Below are 20,796 nucleotides of genomic sequence, written 5' to 3' on the forward strand. Positions count from 1 at the left end.
GTCCGCCTAAAATAAGCGGACACCATTATCAAGTAAGTTACTGGTTTAACTCGTTTTCTTTCTAGATAGGTAAATAAACCCTGAAAATGCTACCCTTATCCAAAGTGCTATCAACGGTTATCTTACCACCCATCAACTCAATCTGATATTTGGCTAGATAAAGGCCCATACCGCTTGAACTGTCCATGTTTTGAAGCGTCTTGTATAGCTGAAAGATCTTATCGCCTTTTTTATTGAGATCAATACCAATACCGTTGTCCTCTATGGAGAAAATATAGTAGTCATCCACTACTTGGGTCGATACAAAAACAACAGGCTGTTTATTGCTGTTCTTGAATTTTATGGCGTTGACCAATAAACTCGAAACGATATTTTCGAGGTACACTGGTACCGCCCTCACGGTAAACTTTTCTGATACCTCATTATGTATCTTGACCCCGTGCTGTTTTACAAGGCCATTGTTATTTTCTAAAGTTCGATAAATGATATCGTTCAACAGTACGGGCACTTTTTGTTCGTTTATCTTATGACGGATCGTTACAAGTTCTCTCAAGCCTTTGATACTGCTGGTCAGATTTTCAGAGGATTTAAAAAGAATGGTCAGCAAATTTTTTCGTTCTGCCTCATTTTTCTCATCGCTGAGAAAGTTCAATAACAAGTCTTGATTGGTAGCATGCGCCTTTAGGTTATGGGAAACCATATGGGTAAAATGGGTCAGCCTGTCCAATTCGGCGTTTGCCAAATCCAATTCTGCCTTTATCTGGCCTTCTTTGTTTTGATAAGAGGTAATGTTCTCACAACTGACCAATAGGCTATTATCAGGTAAAAGGGTGCCATTAAAACGAAACACTAATTTTTGGTCTAAGTCTTCAAAAAACACTTGCTTTTCGAGTCCATTGAAGGCTTTGTTGATTAGAATGGACTTGTACCATTGTTTTTGCTCATCTTCTGAGAACCAAAGAAATTTGGCAATGTTACGGTTCAAGAGCATATGCTTTTGAAAACCGAGCACATTTAGTATTTCATTGTTGAGGTCTAGAACTTCACCAGAACGAAAATCAATTTTGACCACTCCGATAGGCAAGTTCTCAAAAGCAGCCCACGAATCTTGGGATACTTCGTTTTTTGCCGGTGTACTTATTTCAGGTGAATACGAATCATTGATGTTTTGAATGGTACCGATTATCCGAACACATTTACCATTTTTGAATTTTGGTCTACCTATGGTATTTACCCATATGGTATCGCCCTTTTTTGTGGTGAGCTTTAGGTTTTTATTCCAAGGTTTGCCCATTTCCAAGGCCGTATGAAAGAGTGTGGTTATGGTGTTTCTATCATGGCCCTTTTTGAAGAAAGCAACTGATTTTTTATAGCTGGCGGCCTCAAGATGGTCTATCTGAAAAATCTCTTTTAATTCTTTTGACCAATACATTTTTTGGTTGTTGACATTATATTCCCAACTTCCGATTTTGGCAATGGCCCCTTTTTCCTTTAAAAGTTTTTGGGTGTTTTTAAGCTCTATTTCGAGGGCGGTTTTTTCACTGACGTCCTTGACATTTAAGATAACCCCTATACTTTTCCCATAGCCATCTTTCCATGGGTTGATATTCCAGATGAAATCTTGTTCGGCCCCGTTTTCACCTATATGGGTATCTATTATTTGAATATCATTTAATCCCTCGAGGGCGTAGTCGAAACTGTCTTGCCAGCTTTCGTCAAACCTTGCGAAAAGTTTCAAGAAGGGTTTTCCGATTGTCTTACTTCGGTCAAAACCAAAAGTTTTAAACCATGTGGTTGACGCATCGATAAGATTCAAGTTGTTGTCCAACAAAACACTTGAAGAAGGTAACTGATGTATCCAACGAGAGGCTAAGGGCTGTTTTTGAATAAGTTTTTCCATACTATAACTGAATTTTGGTCCAATTTATAGTAGGAATAATACTACAAAATTAATTTTGTTGTGAATTGTTAGGATATTGTGGTAAAGCTCAGCTGTTTTTGTTGTGAAGATTTTCCAACCGTGTAGTTCATCGGGAAAGTAATGGAAAATATCTTTTAAGAACACCTTGGATCGACGCAACATCAAGAGGTTTGGTCATTACGTTCTCAACCTCGGTGCGTTCGGTAATTTTTATTTCATCTTGGGGGCTTAGTGAGGTGGTCAATAGAATTATTTTCGCCTTGTCTTTTTCAGGTCGCTCTATAGTCTTGAAATGTTCTAAAAACTCCCAAGCATCCATGGTAGGCATATTTATATCAACAAAGAGCAGTTCAGGAATGGTATTATCACAATCGGAAAGGTAGTCTATGGCGTTCTGACCCATTTGAAATGAGACGACCTCCCTTGATCCCTTGGCCTTTTCCAAAAACTTTTTATGAATGAAGTTTGTTGCGGCATTGTCATCCACCAAAATGATTTTATTGAGCATTTGTCCTAGGTTTTGTGTTTAAAGTGAAGTGAAAAGTACTGCCCTCACCGATGACCGAATCAACCCAGATAGTGCCTCCATGCAGTTGTACGATTTTCTTGCAGTGTGCAAGTCCAATGCCGGTTCCCTCGTAGTCATCTAAATTGTGCAATCGCTTGAAAACCTCGAATATTTTATTTTGATTTTCTTTGGCGATACCAATACCATTGTCTTGTACACTTATCTGCAGCTGACCTTTGTTGTTTTTCGAAGATATCGTCACCACTGGCTCTTTTCTATCGGCAGTGAACTTAAGTGCATTGCCGATTAAATTCAAGAACAGGGAATGTAGCTCTATTGGGCTTCCCATTATGGATGGAAGTTTAGAAACCAATACGGTCGCGTTTGACTCCTTTATTCGAAACATCAGGTCTTTTTTGGCATCTTCTACAACTTGGTTCAAGTCTACCATTTCGAAACCTGATTTTTTGCCGATTTTAGAGTATTCAAGAATACCTTTTACCAAGGCACCCATTCGATTCGATGCCTGTACCACAAAATTGATATAGGTTTCGGCATTCTTGTTGATGGCACCTGAAAACTCTTCACGCAACAACACGGTAAAATCTTTAATGGTTCGAAGGGGCTCTTGCAGGTCATGACTGGCTACATAGGCAAAACGTTCCAACTCTTGATTGCTTTGGCTCAAGTTTTCCTGTATTTCCTTAAGTTTTGTAATATCCACGTGGCTACCCACCATTCTTACGGGCTTTCCATCACTGCTCCATTCTATGACTTTTCCTTTGCACCAAACCCATACCAGATGCCCGTTTTTGTGATAATACCTTACTTCGCAATCGTAGGGAAACTGACCCTTTGTCGCTACATGTTTCTCGAAAATTTCAAGAACCATGGGCAAATCATCTTGGTGTATGATTTTTTGCCAGGCTTCTGGTGAATTCTCCATTTCATGATCTTCGTACCCGAACATTTTCTTGAATGTTGGGCTAAGATATTCCGTATCTTCTTGTATCATCCAATCCCAATAGCCCGCCATGGTGCCTTCGAGCACTTGTTCGAAAGCCATATTTTTATCGGTAAGGGCACGTTCGGCCTTTTCTAGTTCTGAGATATCGCGCCAACTTGCAATGACACTGTTAAAACTGCCGTCAGCATTGAGAAAGGGTTTTGCATTTACACGTATAGGCACCTTTTTCTTTTTCTTTGTAATCACACAACGGGTCAAGTTGCGCAGTTCGTTTCCTTTTGAAAGTTCGCCCATATCGTAATCCAATTCTTCTTGCGAGAATCCGGTAGCGACCTCTAAAATATTCTTTCCAATTATTTCTTCATGTGACCTATATTCCAATTTCTGTACAAGCTCTTTATTGCAAGAGGTTATATTGCCCGATTCGTCTAGGCTCAAGAACATATCGGGAGCATTGTCGTAAAGGCTTCTGAATTCTTCTTCGTTTATCCTTAAAGCGTTTTCAACATCTTTGAGTTCATTGATATCAACGAAACTCATAACAACACCATCGATGGTTTGGTTGATGTTATAAAAAGGAATCGTTTTTTGTAAGAACCAGTTACCATGGATGTCTTGCACTTCTTTTTGAACGTGTTTTCCTGAATTCAAGACCTCTTGGGCAATGGCGACAATGTTCTTGCCCGCATCTTTGAACGTTGAGGTGAAATGGTCTATTGGCCTTCTGATATCACTGTCCATTAGATTGAAATACTGCCTGATTTTGGGCGTAAACTTTCTGATGTACATATTTCGATCTAAGAATATGGTGCCGATATCAGTGCTCTTCAGCAGGTTGTCCATATCGGCATTGACAGAGGCCAAGTCTTCGACTTTCTGCTGAAGTTCTGCATTTACGGTGTGAAGTTCTTCGTTGACACTCTGCAATTCTTCGTTTGTACTCTGTAGTTCTTCGTTGGCGGCCAACAATTCTTCATTGGTAGCCTGAAGTTCTTCGTTGCTGGTTTCAATTTCTTGTACCAGGTTTTGCATGTTGTGCTTGGCTTCTTTAAGTTCTGACTCAAGCTCTGCAATATGGAAATTGTTTGAATCGAGGTTGAACTCCTCAAGAACGGGTTTGCCGTTGTTCTCAATTTTATTCGGAATGAAAACAAGCAAAAAATGCAGGGGATCACGAGATGGGGTAAATGAAAATGAGGAAACCAAAAGGTCGATGACCGTATCTACATCTTCGGTCTTTAATCGAATGGCATTGTAGCGGTGCTTTTCGTCTTTGTCACTTTTTCTGAGTTTTTTTGCCGCCCTACTGATAATCGTAGAAACATGGTCGGGCACCATTTTCAATAAATTGATACTAAATCCCTTATCGGGTAGGCTAATGTACTTTCTAAATTCTCCGTACGCATTGAGGATATTGTATTGATCATCGATAAAGACCGTGGCGATATCAAGCTCTTCTGCTAAGGTAGCATTCATGATTTCGGCCATCTTTGACTCTACGATTTTCTTTTGTGCGCTTAGCGATGGTGATTTCGTCGATTTTGACATTTCAGGATAGTTCAAAGGCTCTAACCCCAATGTTTTTGCAAGCTTACCGTTTCTGAACAGTTTTGCCTTTCGGTCAATTTCAATCAAGACCTTCTTATATTCACCAACGCTTTCACTACTACCCAGTACTAGAACGCCGTTTAATTTCAGTGAATACTGAAGTACGCCAATAACCTTTTTTTGGGCCACGGGCTGCATATAGATGAGCAGGTTTCTACATACAGCAATATCCATTTTATTGAAGGGGGGGTCTTTCAGCACGTTGTGCTGGCTGAAAATGACCATACGCCGAATGTGTTCACGAATCTGGTATTCGTCGCCTTTTTTAATGAAGTTGGCCGAAATACGCTCTTTTGATACATTGGCTATGATACTTTCAGGATATACACCCCTACTCCCAATATCCAAATGTGTTTTCTCAATATCCGTTGCGAAAATTTTGACCGTATTGTTCTTTCCCTGTTTTTGAAGTTCTTCATTGATCAAAATGGCCATGCTATAGGCCTCTTGACCAGTGCTGGAACCTACGCACCAAATTTTGATGATCTCATCTTGTGATTTATCCGCAATGATTTTCGGAATCAAATCTTCCCTCAGGATTTCCCATACCTCTGGGTCCCTGAAAAAGTTGGTGACCCCTATCAAGAACTCACGAGCGAGCACATGGCATTCACTTGGGTTTTCGTATAAGAAATTTTTATAATCGGAGAGTGTATTGAGCTTGTTGACCCCCATTCGCCTCGCGATTCTACGGATTAGGGTAGGACGTTTGTAGTATTCAAAGTCCATATTGGTCAGATTGTTCACATGGTTCAAAACTTTTACGAGCACCGTTTCCTCCCGCATGATTTTCTCTTCCAAAGATCCAGCGGTATTAGGATGCTCGATAAAATTGAGCAATTCACCCGGAAGTTCTTCAACAGGTAATACATAATCAATCAGCCCCGTATTTATTGCACTTTGGGGCATACCGTCAAATTTGGCCTGTACAGGACTTTGAACCATGACCATACCACCACTTTCTTTAATGCTACCGGCACCACTGGTACCATCACTTCCGGTTCCGCTTAGAATAATGCCAATGGCTTTCTCAGTGCATTCTTTTGCCAGTGATCGGAAAAAAATATCGATTGGAAGGTTTAATTCTTTCGTCTGGGGCTTGTTTGATAATTTAAGAAACCCATTTTCAATGGTCATATTTTTTTTGGGGGGTATTAAATAGACCGTACCCCCTTTTACTTCGGTCTTATCAGTAACCTCATGAATGGGCAATGCGGAATTTTTCGAAAGAAGTTCGGCCATCAGGCTCTTATAGTCAGGACTCAAGTGCTGTACGATGACAAAACTATGTCTACAATCACTGGGGACCTGATCAAAAAACGCCTTTAATGCCTCTAATCCACCAGCACTTGCCCCAACACCAATAATAGAAAAGGAATTTAAAAATTTATTTTTGGAAACTACGGTATTGTGGTCGGTTGGTTCTTGTTTTTCAGACATTTAGAAATTGTAGGATTAGAAGAAAATAAATCATTTTAAAAATAGGAATAAATGTTAAAAAAGTAAGTAAAAACCTATATTTATTTAACGGCCCCATATCTGCAGTATCTTCGGGGTTGTTTTGAGGGTGCGTACCGTTTTAAAGGGTATCTTAAGTGTTTTTTGGTTGGGCGGCTAGGGTGCTTTTTGATAATGTGGAAACCGATGTTACATCAACTTGATTACTCCTCCTTCGGCTTAATAATGGACAGTAGCTTTTTGCTAAGGGCCAATTGACTTTCATTGGAGCTATAAAAATCAGGTTGGCTTCGATAATAAATATCGACGAAAATACCGAACTTAACCCTAGCGAACATCTTACGTTGCTGTTCGGATATATCCTTTTGGTCTTCATCAAGATTGGCTATTTCCTTTTCCCACCATCCAAGATCGGCTTTTTTGGGGGAAGCAAAATCTTTTTTGAGCCGTTCCCTCAGCTTACCCATAACACCCTCCTCTTTTTCCAATGATGAGGCCAAAGATTTAGAGGCTTTTTTATATGATTTGGATTTTCTTAGCTGTGAGTGTTCCGTAGTGATGGAGTCTAGCGTGAAAAAAGTCTTATACGTGCCCAAAATTCTCTCGTAATTCTCATCGGCAAGTAAGAAATGGTCATTCTTCACCAATTCCCTTGTCTCGAAAATGGCTTTTTGCAAATAGGGCAAAAGAAGATTGGGGTCTTTCTCTTTTTGGACATAGCACCAACGAAAGGCTTTTGTTATTTGTGCTTGAGGTGGCCAGCTGTGGTCCCCATCGAAGGTTACTAGCGTATGTTCAAATTTAATCCTATTGAGATAAACTTTATTGTTCCTCATTTCCCTGTAATTCATATCCTCATTACCACAAAGACCGACATATTTGAAATTTTGTGTAGATGGTGTATGTGAAGGCACCGAAGAAAACCCTGCCCCACAGGCAATAACCCCGGTAAATTGATTGGTTAATGAGGCGATTGCCGTGGCCAGTCGTGCACCGCCCGAAAATCCCGAAACGTACATCTCATTTTCTTTGATGTCGTAGGTGCTGAAAATATGGTTGAAGAGTGCATTGGCAATTTCAAAGCTCTTCTCCATAGGTCCATTTTTAGAGTTGTTCGAACAAACGATGATATGGCCGAATTCTTCAGATGCCTCTACAAAAGGCTTCACACCGATCACACCACGTGCTGCAGGTTCGAAAACGAAAACGATGGAACTTAGGGCATCTTTATCGAAAGATGTAGGTAAATAAATAGCATAGGTTTGATCTTTTGTGTTGGTCACTGCGACCGAATCAATGATCTTACCAAGTTCAAGGGGTTCTTGTGCGTTAGCAACCAGACTGTAAAAGAATAATATAAAAGTTTTACAAACAAATCGAAGCCTGGTCGGTAGCCTTTTTATTTTCTTGAAAATATGCACTCTGCTTTTTTTGGGTAACTGCATTTTTAATTCGAATAGGTATTGAAAAAAACTTTAGCGTTCTTGATATCTTTAAGGTTCGGGATTCGGTAAACTTCCGACTGCCTGACCTCCACAATACTAATATTATCTCATTTTTCGAGGGTTTAAAGTACTCTAAATTCTGACGTTAACCAATAAAGAAATGGCATAACAATGCCCTCGCATGCTTCTTTATAGTCCCTTTTGGAAAACCAGTATCAACTCGAATTCTAAAAAGGTAAAAAAAGTGGCTGGATATTATTTTAAAATGGCTTGATACTTGTTTTGATCAGCGAGTAATGCTACGGCTGACAAAATAGCGTCATCGTGTTTTAGATTATAGTCATACAGGCCATCACGATAGAAGTAGCGCTTAATAATCTCATCTTCCAATTTTTTTGAGATTTCAGCTTTGAAAGAATCCAAAGCTTCAATTTTACCTTGATTAACGGCCAGTAGTAAATCTTTGTATTTATTTTGAACATTGCCCCCTAAAAGGCTATCATCTTTGTTCAATACTTCTTCCAAAAGTTTTTCGGTCTCGGTTTGAAACGTAAAATCTTTGCTGGAAACAAAGTTTTTAAATTCGTTATAATCAGTATTGGTAAACGAAAATTCAGCGGTGCTTTCAAATTGGTTCTTATAATAAAAGTACGTTGCAAAATCGAATATGATGTTACCATTTACCAAGGCATCCGTGAGCGAATTGGACTTTGCCGAGGCAATTTCGATATCTGGCATAACACCCCCACCATCTTCAACCATCCGACCATTTCTAGTCTTGAACTTGTTGAAGTCTTTATTGCGAACCGCATTTCCCTCTTCATCCCTGTTCCAGTAATCCAAAGATTGAATGCACCTTCCAGAAGGGGTAAAATACCTTGAAATTGTTACTTTGAGCTGGGTACCATAGGTCAGTTTTAGGGGTCTTTGCACCAAACCCTTCCCAAAACTTCGCGCCCCCATGACCACCGCCCTATCTAAATCTTGTAAACCACCCGATACGATTTCGCTGGCTGAGGCACTGCTTCCATTTACCAAGACCACAAGTGGAATATTTAAATCTTCAGGTTGTTTTTTGGTTTTGTACTCTTGATTGAATTTTTTTACCTTTGATTTGGTAGTGACGATCAACTCTCCCTTAGGCACGAAAAGATTGGTCACATTTATGGCCTCTGAGAGCAACCCTCCAGGATTACCTCGAAGATCTAAGATTAGCCGTTCGGCACCTTGGCCCTTGAGATCCTGCATTGCTGCCTTAGTTTGGGCAGATGCCTTTCTATTGAACCTAGAGAGTACGACATAGCCGGTTTTGTCATCGACCATACTGTAATAAGGTACGGCGTCTACTTCAACACCTTCTCTTTTAATAGTAGCGTTCTTGGTTTGCCCTTGCCTTTTAAAGGTAATGTCTACCTTGGTCTCATTGGCTCCTTTTAAAAGTTCACTGGCATTATCATCAAAATCGGAAACCTTGATATCGCCAATTTGAATGATTTCATCGCCAGCCTTTAAGCCTGCTTTGTCGGCCGGGTAACCTTTGTAGGGTTCAATAATCAAAAGGCGGTCATCATAAGAACGGACAAGGGCTCCAATACCGGAATATTCCCCGGCATTTTTGATCTTATATTCCTCTACATCCTGTTCGTTCAAGAACCGGGTATAGGGATCTAATTCATTGAGCATGTTTTTAATGGCCGAATCCATAAGTTCAGCCGGATTGGTCTCATCAACATAGTTCATGTTGAGTTCTTTGAAAAGTGTGGTAAAAATTTCAATTTGTTTGGCAATCTCAAAAAAATCACTTTTAAAACTGGTGCCCACCAACAGGAACACCATGGCAAAAACAGGTATGAACAGCCGTTTTTTAGCTAGTTTTCTCATTCGATACTTCTTCATTGAATCTTTTTAAAAGCCCTTGCATTTTATGGTTTGCCATTTCGTAATCGGGCATTTCTTTACCAAGATATAAAATAGCCAACGCATAATGTCCCTCAATGTTGTTAAAAACAACGTGTTTGTTTAGGCGATAGGCCTCGCGGAGCACCCTTTTGATGCGGTTTCGACTAACAGCACTTTTAAAGTTTTTTTTGGGGGCTATCACCATCGCTTTTAAAGAAGCCCTGTCTGCAAAATGAGTGTTCAGGTATACCAATTTTAAAGGAAAATTCGACACGTGCGTTCCCTCAGCAAATAGTTTTTCAATGTGCTTTTTACTTTTGAGGCGTTCTTTCTTTGCCAGGGAAAAATCCATTTGATATCAGTTAAAGAATGCACCGTATAGTGACATACAGTGAATTCTTTGATGTGTTTTAACCCTTGGCTTAATTTTGTTGGTAGACATTATTCCCTTGATCTACGTCTGCCATTAATTTAGAGGGATCGATCAAGACGCCCGTAATTTCATCAAGAGGTTTGTCAATGACCAAGTCATAGGTCGGATAAGCCCAAGCCCAATCGTCAACAACGGTTCTTTTGAGGTTCGGGTAAGGGTTTTCCTTTTCACCTCGCATCATTCGTAGGGGAACGTAATAGGTTTCTTGATTTCCGTTCGCATCAACTACTAAGATGTCCAAGGGCATTGGCATAAGACCAATACGTTCAAGGGTTATGGTTGTCTTTCCGTTTTTTTCGGTTATTTTTTGAATGCCATAATCGATGGTATTGGTCGTTTGCGTCCAATCGGTCAAATACCAATCCAACTCAATTCCGGAAACCTTTTCAGCCGTTCGTTTGATATCATTCGGCACGGGATGCTTGAATTTAAAATCGTCATAATATTTTCGTATTGTTTCCATCAATTTGTCTTGGCCTATGACGTAACCAAGTTGCGATAAGAATATGGATCCCTTACTGTACGCAGCGATACCATAGGCAAAATTAAGGTCATACCTATCTGCATGCGTTGTCTGTGGTTGCTCTTTACCTGAATTGACAAGGGCGTAATAGCCTTTGTAAGAACCTTCAAAAGGATTCTCTTTATTTTGATCCATGATCTGGTCCATACATAAGCTGCTAATAAAAGTGGTGAAGCCCTCATCCATCCAAGAGTGTTTTGACTCATTGGTAGCTAGAATATGTTGAAACCAAGAGTGTGCCATTTCATGCACCATAACACCTACTAGGCTACCAAATTTTCTGTCGCCTGTTATTAAAGTGCTCATGGCGTACTCCATGCCGCCGTCACCCCCTTGAACCACGGAATATTGCTCATAAGGGTACTTGCCGATATTCTTGCTAAAGAACTCCATTGCTGCTTTGGTTTTTGGCTGAAGGTTTTTCCAATTTTCAGCGAGCTCAGGCTTGTTTTTGTAGAAAAAATGTAAAGCTGGACCATTCTCCATTTCAACAATATCATGAACATATTCGGGGTCCGCCGCCCACATAAAGTCATGCACATTGGGCGCCTTGAAATGCCAAGTCAATGTTTTTCCCTTTGTTTTGATCTTGGTGCCAGGGGCTTCATACCCATGACCAATTTCATTCGGATTTTGCAAGTAGCCAGTTCCACCGACAGTGTAGTCTTTGTCAAGGGTCAATTTCACATCAAAGTCGCCCCAAACACCATGAAATTCTCGGGCGATGTATGGATTGGAGTGCCATCCCTCAAAATCATATTCTGCCATTTTGGGGTACCATTGACTCATTGAGAGGGCAACACCTTCACTACTGTCACGTCCGGATCGTCGAATTTGTAATGGCACTTGTCCTTTGAAATCCATGTTAAGGGTTGTTTTTCCGCCGGGTGGAATCGGTTTGGCCAAATCGACCACAAGAATGGTTTCCTCCTCATTGAATTTTACGGGCATTCCATCTTGGGTCAATGCGGTTGCATGCAAATAACCCATTTCACTTTCTGAAAGGGATGCGATTCTACTTTTGCCATCTACCAACATACGTTTATCACCATCTTTTATGGTTTGCAACCGAACATCCATTTCGCTACCTGGCTGAAAGGCATTGTAATATAGATGGTAGTATACCCTGTTCAGGGTTTCAGATGAGTTATTGGTGTAGACCAGTTTTTGTGTGCCTGAATACTGGTACGTTTTGACATCCATGGCAACATCCATGGTATAATCAACGTGCTGTTGCCAATAACCGGCGTTGTTTTGGGCGATTAGACTTGTAAGCCCACACAATAGGGCAAAAACGATTTTCTTAACTAGCTTTATCATTATTCTGCGTTATGATCTAAGGTCATTTTTCCTTTCGAAATGCTTTCGGCCAAAAGTAATGCATTAAAGGCATTCACCATTTTACCTGACTTCGATACTTGTGTAAACGGTTTTGAGTTTGAGGCATCACCTGCCAAGATTACGTTTGTCTTTGATTGTAACCCAGACTGCATCAGTACTTTTTTTACCTGCGCTGCGGATAGATTCGGGTAATAAGAACGAACCAATGCAGCGACGCCCGCTACTGCGGGAGCTGCCATTGAGGTGCCACCCTGAAACTCATATGAATTGTTTGGCATTGTAGAGTAGATTTGGTCACCAGGTGCGAAAACATCAACATTGGCATTGCCATAGTTCGAAAAGCCGGCAACCATTTTGGAACCATATGATGGAGCCAGGGCCCCTACCGTAATTACATTCTCAGCGAACTCTGAACCGCTGTACTCATGGTCATTGGGAAAATTGGTGTTCTCTTTATCATCTAAATCATTACCATCATTTCCGGCGGCATGAACAATCAATACGTCTTTTGCCTCGGCATATTTTATGGCCTCATACACCCATTCGGCATTAGGGGAGAAAGACTTACCAAAACTACAATTGATGATTTTGGCCCCATTATCGACCGCATATCGTATTCCTAAAGCGATGTCCTTATCATACTCATCACCATTAGGTACCGCACGTACACTCATCAATTCAACGTTTTTGGCCACACCATTGATGCCGATACCATTGTTGCGTTCAGCGGCGATGATACCAGCCACATGTGTACCGTGGCTTTCGTCTTCAAAACGATTTTTAGGATTGCCATTACCATATCCCCTACTATTAAAATCATAGGGATTGTCACCTACGACTTCACGACCATTAAAATCCTTGTTCAAGTTGTAGTTCAGTTGATCACTAAAATGTTTTACCCCATCTTCGAACCCTGCTATGATGTCATCAATATTGTCATCGAATTGATACAATTGTTTGATTATGGAAACATACTGTTGCATTTCTTCGCTTTGGGGTTTGAGGCCCATTAGCTCTTCTTTGGTATAAGCGTCTTTACCTAGCTCTTTTTTAACGGCTTTATCAGCAGCAGTGCTTATTTGAAGGTACTGTTCGTATCGATTTTTATTTTGCAATGCCTCGGGGTAGTCTTTGTCTAACTGTAATTGGGCTTTTGCCCTATCTGAGGCACTACCGACATTTAAGCGAAGCATTCTGGCAAGCTCGAGCTGCTCGTTATATGATTCCCCCAAAAAATTATAGCCATGGATATCATCAACATAGCCATTATTGTCGTCATCTTTTCCATTACCGGGCTTTTCATCATCGTTGGTCCACAAGACACCATTGAGATCCTCATGGGTCAAATCCATACCAGAGTCGAGTACCGCAACGACGACCGTTTCGCCACGTTTGTTTTTTAGAATTTCATCGTAAGCTTTGTCAACACTCATTCCGGGTATGGTGTCTGTCACTAAATCAGCATGACCCCATGCCTTTTTTTCTTCTTCACTAAGCTCAACGATTTTGAGCGGTATGGCATCTATGTTTTCTACTGGAGTTGAGACCAATGTTGTGGCTCCGCAACCTACTAAGAAAACGCTGCTTGCGCATAATTTGAAAAAAGACTTTGAATAGGTGAGTATCATAGAACGTATTTAAGAATGTAATTTTAGTTATGTATTGAAGATTTCATTGAAGGTGTATGTTTTGTTGAATCTAACCCCTTTTTCAGTGTTTTGTAAGGTACAGAGCTCATTATGGGCATCATGTTCTAAAAAGAGCACAAAATCATTTGCTACTGCTGTGTCTAGAAACAAGGCTTTTTCTTCCAATGTTATCAAAGGTCTGGTATCATAGCCGATGACATATGCCAAGGGAATATGGCCTACCGTGGGCAGTAAATCAGCCATAAAGACTAAGGTCTTGCCCTTGTAATCGATATGTGGAATCATTTGTTTATCGGTATGGCCATCGACAAAAAGGATGTCGAACCCTAAAATTGAATTTTTTAGAAAGCTTTGCCCCTGTCTTTCGATAAATCGAAGCTGTCCGCTTTCTTGCATTGGCAACAGGTTCTCTTTTAAAAAAGAGGCTTTTTCCCTGGCATTAGGTTCGGTAGCCCATTTCCAATGGGCTTCATTCGTCCAAAACAATGCATTCTTAAAAGCAGGCTCATAACCGGTTCGGTCTTTGTTCCACTGCACGCTACCTCCGCAATGGTCAAAGTGCAGGTGTGTCATAAACACATCGGTAATGTCATCACGATGAAACCCCAGTTTTTTCAAAGAACCGTCTAGGGTGGCATCACCCCATTGGTGATAGTAGCCAAAGAATTTTTCAGATTGTTTGTTGCCAAGACCGGTATCGATAAGAATGAGACGACTTCCATCTTCAATAAGAAGGCTTCTTGCCCCAATATCAATTAGATTATTACTATCGGCAGGATTTGTCTTTGACCAAATCGTTTTTGGAACAACACCAAACATGGCGCCACCATCCAACTTAAAGTTTCCTGTTTCTACGGGGTAAAGGGTCATCTAAAACAAAATGACGCACAAAATAAGAAAAGCGTATTGTAATTGCTTCAAAAGCACTGGATTATTAGTCGTTTTTTAACAGAAATCGGCTAATCTACCCATGCAATATGTGGGGAACGGGTTATAAAATCATAATCAATGGGTAGAATGGAAGCCGTGTAGGATATTGGTTCAAAAAACCTATTTTTAGCATTCAGATCAAACCAACTTGAAAAAATTAGAGCGTAGTTTATCATTAACCTCAGTGATTGCCATAAGTATTGGCGGTATGTTGGGAAGCGGTATTTTTGTGTTGCCCGGTCTGGCTGCGGCAAAAACGGGCTCTTCTGTTTGGGTAGCTTATCTTTTGGCCGCGATCTGCATTTTGCCGGCTGCATTATCAAAGTCCGAACTGGCAACGGCAATGCCATCTTCAGGGGGAACCTATGTGTATATCGAACGTGCCTTTGGACCTTTATTTGGTACCATCGCAGGCTTTGGGCTATGGCTTTCGTTGCTTTTCAAAAGTGCTTTTGCTTTGGTCGGCTTTGGGGCCTACCTTTCCATTTTGGTAAGTATTGATGCTGGTTTAACGAAATATGTCGCCGTTCTGTTCTTATCGCTGATTTTGTTTTTGAATATCATGGGCGTGAAGAAGGTCGGTAAAGTTCAGATTTTCATTGTTAGCCTAAGCTTGGTGACCCTAGCCCTTATTTTGCTTTTCGGTCTTCCGAAAACCTCATCAGACCTGTTAGAACCCTTTCTGACCGATGGCAATATGGGATTGTTTTCAACGGTTGCCTTCGTTTATATTTCATATGCCGGGGTAACCAAAGTGGCCGCAATTGCAGGAGAAATCAAAAATCCGGGTAAAAATCTGCCTAGGGCGATGATCTTGTCCTTATTCATTATGACCATAATCTATGTTTCCGTTGCCTTTGTTTTGGTAGGCAATATTCCCCTTTCAGCACTGCAGACCGACATCAAACCAATTTATACCATTGCCAGAATATTAGGGGGAAGCTATGTTGGGTATATCGCCGCCCTTATTGGGGTAATAACCCTCATATCCATGGCAAATTCCGGGGTTCTTGCAGCTTCAAGGTTCCCGTTTGCAATGGCCATAGATAAGTTGCTGCCAGAGTTTATGGGCACTATCCACAGTAAGTATTTGACTCCAGTGGTAACCATCGTAATGACTTGTTTTTTAATGGCAATGGTCATCCTCTTTTTAGAGGTAGAGAAAATTGCAAAACTCGCCAGTGCGTTTATGGTAATGATGTTCATATTGGTAAACGTATGCGTAATCGTTCTGAGGGAAACATCAGCACAATGGTACAAACCCCCATATCGTTCACCGCTTTACCCTTTTGTTCAATTGTTCGGAATTTTGAGTGGTATCGCATTGCTCATCCTTTTAGGTTCAGGCCCGATGTTGGCCATTGTCGGCATCTTTGTTCTTGGTGTTGTCATTTATTTCTTCTTTGGCAAGAACGCTACACGAACAGGGATATTAAGAAAGTACGGGCACCGCCCGGCACTGTATCTCTTATATAAAAGAAAAAGGGATAAAAAAATCGTGTATCGTAGCAACCAACCTAAAATGATGCAAAACTTAGATGGAAAACTGGCATCGGATGCCGGTGTGGTCGTACCCCTTTTAGGCAATGAAAGATCGCCTGAAATGTTGGTCGAAATCGGTGCAGCGATCAATAAGAAGGAAAAAATTCAAGTGGTCAACGTTACTGAAGTACCAAACCAAACGTTTTTAGATGCCATGGTCGAAGAAAACCCTAGGATTGCATCTTTAGAGCGAAGGGTTGCCCGTTTGGCAATGTCACAGCATATCGATGTGGATTTTGAAGCTGCGGTGACCCACGAGATATCCGATACGATTCATGAACTTAGCAATCAAACCCATTGTGATTGGTTGGTAATGGGTTGGAACGGCAGGGCGCATAATGGAATCTTGGTAAGCAACCCGATTGGATGGTTATTGACCCACATCAACTCAAATTTCGCATTGTTCAAAGATGACGGGGTTCGCTATATTGGCAAGGTACTATTGGCACTACGGCCCGGCAGGAGTGACCAAAATTTTATTAATGTAGCCGATAGAATATGTAGATTCTATAACGCCTCATTGACGTTATTACATGTTGTACCCAATAATACCGAATGGGAAACAATCAATGAAATGGAATCAAATTCAAAAAAACGCTTACTAGGGGTGAATACATCGAGCATGGTGATCATTCAAAAAGATGATGACCCGATTGCCGCGATCTCAAAGGCCTCGGCAAGTTTTGACCTGCTTATTCTCGGTACACCACAAAAAGACAATTGGATCAGCGTTTTGTTTGGTACGGGTAAGGATAAATTTACCGAAAGATCGGCTTGTTCTGTGCTACGATTGACCATGAAAGACCATTAGCCGACCATTTTAATTACTATTTTTACGAAAACTCAAATTGATGCTTGAACTAGCGGGAATAATCATTTTAGGAATTATAGCACAATGGGTGGCCTGGCGGTTAAAGTTGCCTGCTATCTTACCGTTGATTTTGATTGGGCTTTTAGTAGGCCCAATCGCTACATTATACACCGAGGATGGAACAAAACTTATTGAACCGATTTGGAATGGTACGAAAGGACTTTTTCCTGGGGAAGGACTCTATTATTTCGTCTCACTTGCCATAAGTATCATCCTTTTTGAAGGCGGGTTGACCTTGAAACGTGCCGAAATCAAAAACGTAGGGCCGGTAATCACGAAGTTGATAACCGTAGGTTCGGTAGTTACGTTTTTTGGTGCCGGAGTGGCCGCTCACTATATTTTTGGACTTTCTTGGCAGATTTCCTTTTTATTCTCGGCATTGATCATTGTCACTGGGCCAACTGTAATAACCCCTATTTTGCGAAACATCCCCTTGAAGAAGGATGTCTCAACGGTATTGAAATGGGAAGGTATTTTAATAGACCCAATCGGGGCATTGGTAGCCGTTTTGGTCTTTGAGTTTATCAGTGTAGGGGAGGGTAGTGCCTTTACCCAAACGGCATTGATTGAATTCGGAAAGATCCTCCTGTTTGGCACCACCTTTGGCTTTACATTCGCGCACGCACTGGCTTTCGCAATCAAGAAAAACCTGATTCCGCATTATCTGATGAACGTGGTCTCCCTTTCCGTCGTGTTATTGGTGTTTGTAGAGTCGGATGTTTTTGCACACGAATCAGGGCTTTTGGCCGTTGTGGTCATGGGAATGGTCTTGGGTAATATGAACCTACCCAACCTAAAAGAGCTACTGTATTTCAAAGAGTCTTTAAGCGTTCTTCTCATCTCCATTCTTTTTATTCTTTTGGCCGCCAATATCGACATCAGCGATTTAGAATTGTTATATAACTGGCAGACCGTGGCACTCTTTGCCATTGTGGTGTTTTTAATTAGGCCATTAGGTGTTTTCTTGAGTACACAGGGGTCGGGGTTGAAGCTGAATGAAAGAATGTTCATTGGCTGGGTAGGCCCTCGGGGTATTGTAGCTGCGGGTATTGCCTCGCTTTTCGGATCCAAACTATTGGCCAAGGGTGAACCTGGCGCCGAATATATAACGCCCCTCGTATTTATGATTGTTCTGGGCACGGTACTGCTCAACGCTACCACGGCACGTATATTCGCAAAGGTGGTCGGGGTTTTCTTGACCAAATCGGAAGGCGTGTTGATTATCGGAGCTTCAAAAGTCTCACGTTTGATTGCCAATTATTTGAAGAAAAACAAGCGTCATGTGGTGTTAATAGACAATAATCAAACGAACATTGATAAGGCGAAAAAATTGGGCATTGAGGCAATGACGGCCAATATATACGCTGATTCTTTAACCGATAATATTGAACTGAACGATATGGGATACCTTATGGCACTCACAGGAAATTCAGATATCAATAAATTTGCCATCGACAAATTTCAAAAACAGTTTGGTGAGAACGGTGCCTTCAGAATCGTGAATACCGACGAAATGAACGACCCGGAAAATAATCCCGAAGAAGGTCTTTTTTCACATACCGACGATTTCGTCAAATTAACGGATGCCGCCCGTAAATATCCTGCAATCCACGAAGTGGAACTAAAGGATAAAAAACATTTCGATGAACTTATTGAAATTACTCAAAAAGATAGTGATATCGTTCCCATATTCACAAAATCCCCAGATGGAAGTATCGAGATTATGCCCGCCAATAGTAAGGATTTTGATCCTAACAGCGATGGGTATAAACTAGTATACCTTGGTAAAATGTTTGATGAAGACGATGAGTAATACTACTAATCGTTCAACTTTAAAACGGCCATAAAGGCCTGTTGCGGAATCTCCACATTACCCACTTGGCGCATTCGTTTTTTGCCCTTTTTCTGTTTTTCCAATAATTTTCTTTTTCTAGAGATATCACCACCATAACATTTTGCCGTAACATCTTTTCGTAAAGCTTTGATGGTCTCCCTAGAAATAATCTTGGCACCGATCGCTGCTTGAATGGGAATATCGAATTGCTGCCTTGGTATCAGCTCCTTCAGTTTTTCGCACATTTTCTTCCCGATATGCTGGGCGTTGTCAAAATGTACCAAAGCGGAAAGTGCATCAACAGGTTGTGCGTTCAATAGAATATCAACACGTACCAACTTAGAGGTTCGCATACCAATAGGGGCGTAATCAAAAGAAGCGTAGCCCTTTGACACGGTTTTCAAACGATCATAAAAATCAAAGACAATTTCCGCCAAAGGCATATCAAATGTCAGTTCTACGCGTTGTGTGGTCAAATAGGTCTGGTTGGTAATTTGCCCCCGCTTTTCGATACATAGTGACATTACATTGCCTACAAAATCTGATTTTGTAATTATGGTGGCCTTGATATAAGGCTCTTCAACGTGATCAAGGGTAGATGGATCGGGCAAGTCTGAGGGATTGTTCACAATGACGATCTCATCAGGATTTTTTGTCGTGAACGCGTGGTAACTTACGTTGGGTACCGTTGTTATGACCGTCATGTTAAATTCACGTTCTAAACGCTCTTGAATGATTTCCATGTGAAGCATCCCCAAAAACCCACATCGGAAACCAAAACCTAGGGCCGCACTACTTTCGGGGGTAAAAACCAAAGAAGCATCGTTCAATTGTAGTTTTTCCATTGAAGAACGCAGTTCTTCAAAATCTTCGGTATCTACGGGGTAAATCCCTGCGAAAACCATCGGCTTGACATCTTCGAAACCTTCAATGGCATTTTGTGTGGGGTTATGGGCATCGGTAATGGTATCCCCTACTTTTACTTCCCTAGCATCTTTTATACCAGTAATCAAATAGCCCACATCACCGGTTGAGATGATTTGTTTCGGATGCTGGGTAAGCTTTAAGGTGCCTATCTCATCTGCCGAATAGTCTTTATTCGTAGCAACAAACTTGATTTTTTGCCCTTTTTTGATTTCCCCATTGATAATCCTAAAATAGGTCTCGACCCCTCGAAATGGATTGTATACCGAATCAAACACCAAAGCCTGTAAAGGCTCATCTTTATTTCCGTCTGGTGCCGGAATCCTTTCAATGACCGCGGTTAAGATTTCCTCGATGCCAATACCCGTTTTGGCGCTGGCAGGTATAACCTCTTCGGGATCACATCCCAATAAATCTACAATATCATCGGTTACCTCTTCTGGGTTTGCACTTGGCAGATCGACTTTGTTAAGCACCGGAATGATTTCCAAATCATTTTCTAAAGCCAAGTAAAGGTTAGAAATGGTCTGTGCCTGTATACTTTGTGCCGCATCTACCACTAATAGTGCACCTTCGCAAGCTGCGATTGATCGTGAGACCTCATATGAAAAATCAACATGGCCCGGGGTGTCGATTAGGTTAAGTACATAGGTCTCCCCTTCATGAACATACTCCATTTGAATGGCGTGGCTCTTGATGGTAATACCACGCTCACGTTCCAAATCCATACTATCAAGTAATTGATCTTGTTTTTCACGCTCGGTCACAGAGCCCGTAAAATCTAAAAGCCTGTCTGCCAAGGTGCTTTTACCATGGTCAATATGGGCGATAATGGAAAAATTCCGAATCTTTTTCATAGAGACTGCAAATATAGTTCTTTTGCCATGGTGCCTCAAGAAATGCAAAAGAAGCGGTCTAAATTATTTTCTTAGATTTGACCTAG

Annotated in this window: 12 protein-coding genes; 2 read left to right on the top strand and 10 right to left on the bottom strand. The window is 41.1% G+C overall.

What is annotated here, in order from left to right:
* Positions 1-61: 61 nt before the first annotated feature.
* The 9 genes from AACM45_RS16415 to AACM45_RS16455 all read right to left on the bottom strand — a co-directional run bounded on the left by AACM45_RS16415 (position 62) and on the right by AACM45_RS16455 (position 14,622).
* Positions 62-1,900 carry a PAS domain S-box protein gene (locus tag AACM45_RS16415; protein ID WP_339144090.1) on the bottom strand — a complete coding sequence of 613 codons (1,839 nt, stop codon included), beginning with the start codon at positions 1,898-1,900 and terminating at the stop codon, positions 62-64.
* Between the two features lie 127 nt (positions 1,901-2,027).
* Entirely contained in the window at positions 2,028-2,429 is a 402-nt protein-coding gene (locus AACM45_RS16420; RefSeq protein ID WP_339144091.1) for a response regulator, read from the bottom strand.
* Positions 2,419-6,444, bottom strand: coding sequence for a chemotaxis protein CheB (locus tag AACM45_RS16425; protein WP_339144092.1), 4,026 nt, complete (start codon positions 6,442-6,444; stop codon positions 2,419-2,421). The genes AACM45_RS16420 and AACM45_RS16425 overlap by 11 nt, the downstream gene beginning before the upstream one ends.
* 221 nt (positions 6,445-6,665) lie before the next feature.
* Positions 6,666-7,907, bottom strand: coding sequence for a hypothetical protein (locus tag AACM45_RS16430; protein ID WP_339144093.1), 1,242 nt, complete (start codon positions 7,905-7,907; stop codon positions 6,666-6,668).
* Positions 7,908-8,162: 255 nt separating this feature from the next.
* Entirely contained in the window at positions 8,163-9,788 is a 1,626-nt protein-coding gene (locus AACM45_RS16435) for a S41 family peptidase (RefSeq protein ID WP_339144196.1), read from the bottom strand.
* The gene (gene rnpA / locus AACM45_RS16440; protein ID WP_339144094.1) at positions 9,772-10,158 is read right to left on the bottom strand and encodes a ribonuclease P protein component; all 387 of its coding nucleotides are present in this window, start codon (positions 10,156-10,158) and stop codon (positions 9,772-9,774) included. The genes AACM45_RS16435 and rnpA overlap by 17 nt, the downstream gene beginning before the upstream one ends.
* A gap of 70 nt (positions 10,159-10,228) precedes the next feature.
* Positions 10,229-12,082 carry a M1 family metallopeptidase gene (locus AACM45_RS16445; RefSeq protein WP_339144095.1) on the bottom strand — a complete coding sequence of 618 codons (1,854 nt, stop codon included), beginning with the start codon at positions 12,080-12,082 and terminating at the stop codon, positions 10,229-10,231.
* The gene (locus tag AACM45_RS16450) at positions 12,082-13,731 is read right to left on the bottom strand and encodes a S8 family peptidase (RefSeq protein WP_339144096.1); all 1,650 of its coding nucleotides are present in this window, start codon (positions 13,729-13,731) and stop codon (positions 12,082-12,084) included. The genes AACM45_RS16445 and AACM45_RS16450 overlap by 1 nt, the downstream gene beginning before the upstream one ends.
* A gap of 27 nt (positions 13,732-13,758) precedes the next feature.
* The gene (locus AACM45_RS16455; protein WP_339144097.1) at positions 13,759-14,622 is read right to left on the bottom strand and encodes an MBL fold metallo-hydrolase; all 864 of its coding nucleotides are present in this window, start codon (positions 14,620-14,622) and stop codon (positions 13,759-13,761) included.
* A gap of 208 nt (positions 14,623-14,830) precedes the next feature.
* Between AACM45_RS16455 and AACM45_RS16460 the strand changes: the two genes are divergently transcribed.
* Both AACM45_RS16460 and AACM45_RS16465 read left to right on the top strand, forming a co-directional pair.
* On the top strand, positions 14,831-17,035 hold the full coding sequence (locus AACM45_RS16460) for an amino acid permease (protein ID WP_339144098.1): 2,205 nt from the start codon (positions 14,831-14,833) through the stop codon (positions 17,033-17,035).
* A gap of 40 nt (positions 17,036-17,075) precedes the next feature.
* Positions 17,076-18,908 carry a cation:proton antiporter gene (locus AACM45_RS16465; RefSeq protein WP_339144099.1) on the top strand — a complete coding sequence of 611 codons (1,833 nt, stop codon included), beginning with the start codon at positions 17,076-17,078 and terminating at the stop codon, positions 18,906-18,908.
* Between the two features lie 5 nt (positions 18,909-18,913).
* Here the strand turns inward: AACM45_RS16465 and lepA are convergent, their stop codons facing one another.
* On the bottom strand, positions 18,914-20,710 hold the full coding sequence (lepA, locus tag AACM45_RS16470; protein WP_339144100.1) for a translation elongation factor 4: 1,797 nt from the start codon (positions 20,708-20,710) through the stop codon (positions 18,914-18,916).
* Positions 20,711-20,796: the final 86 nt, after the last annotated feature.

It is taken from the genome of Croceitalea sp. MTPC5 (assembly GCF_036985505.1).
In the GTDB taxonomy this organism is placed as follows: domain Bacteria; phylum Bacteroidota; class Bacteroidia; order Flavobacteriales; family Flavobacteriaceae; genus Croceitalea.

Coding starts and splice junctions, on each gene's coding strand:
- AACM45_RS16415 (WP_339144090.1), bottom strand. CDS start 1,900: ATGGAAAAACTTATTCAAAAACAGCCCTTAGCCTCTCGTTGGATACAT.
- AACM45_RS16420 (WP_339144091.1), bottom strand. CDS start 2,429: ATGCTCAATAAAATCATTTTGGTGGATGACAATGCCGCAACAAACTTC.
- AACM45_RS16425 (WP_339144092.1), bottom strand. CDS start 6,444: ATGTCTGAAAAACAAGAACCAACCGACCACAATACCGTAGTTTCCAAA.
- AACM45_RS16430 (WP_339144093.1), bottom strand. CDS start 7,907: ATGCAGTTACCCAAAAAAAGCAGAGTGCATATTTTCAAGAAAATAAAA.
- AACM45_RS16435 (WP_339144196.1), bottom strand. CDS start 9,788: ATGAGAAAACTAGCTAAAAAACGGCTGTTCATACCTGTTTTTGCCATG.
- rnpA (WP_339144094.1), bottom strand. CDS start 10,158: ATGGATTTTTCCCTGGCAAAGAAAGAACGCCTCAAAAGTAAAAAGCAC.
- AACM45_RS16445 (WP_339144095.1), bottom strand. CDS start 12,082: ATGATAAAGCTAGTTAAGAAAATCGTTTTTGCCCTATTGTGTGGGCTT.
- AACM45_RS16450 (WP_339144096.1), bottom strand. CDS start 13,731: ATGATACTCACCTATTCAAAGTCTTTTTTCAAATTATGCGCAAGCAGC.
- AACM45_RS16455 (WP_339144097.1), bottom strand. CDS start 14,622: ATGACCCTTTACCCCGTAGAAACAGGAAACTTTAAGTTGGATGGTGGC.
- AACM45_RS16465 (WP_339144099.1), top strand. CDS start 17,076: ATGCTTGAACTAGCGGGAATAATCATTTTAGGAATTATAGCACAATGG.
- lepA (WP_339144100.1), bottom strand. CDS start 20,710: ATGAAAAAGATTCGGAATTTTTCCATTATCGCCCATATTGACCATGGT.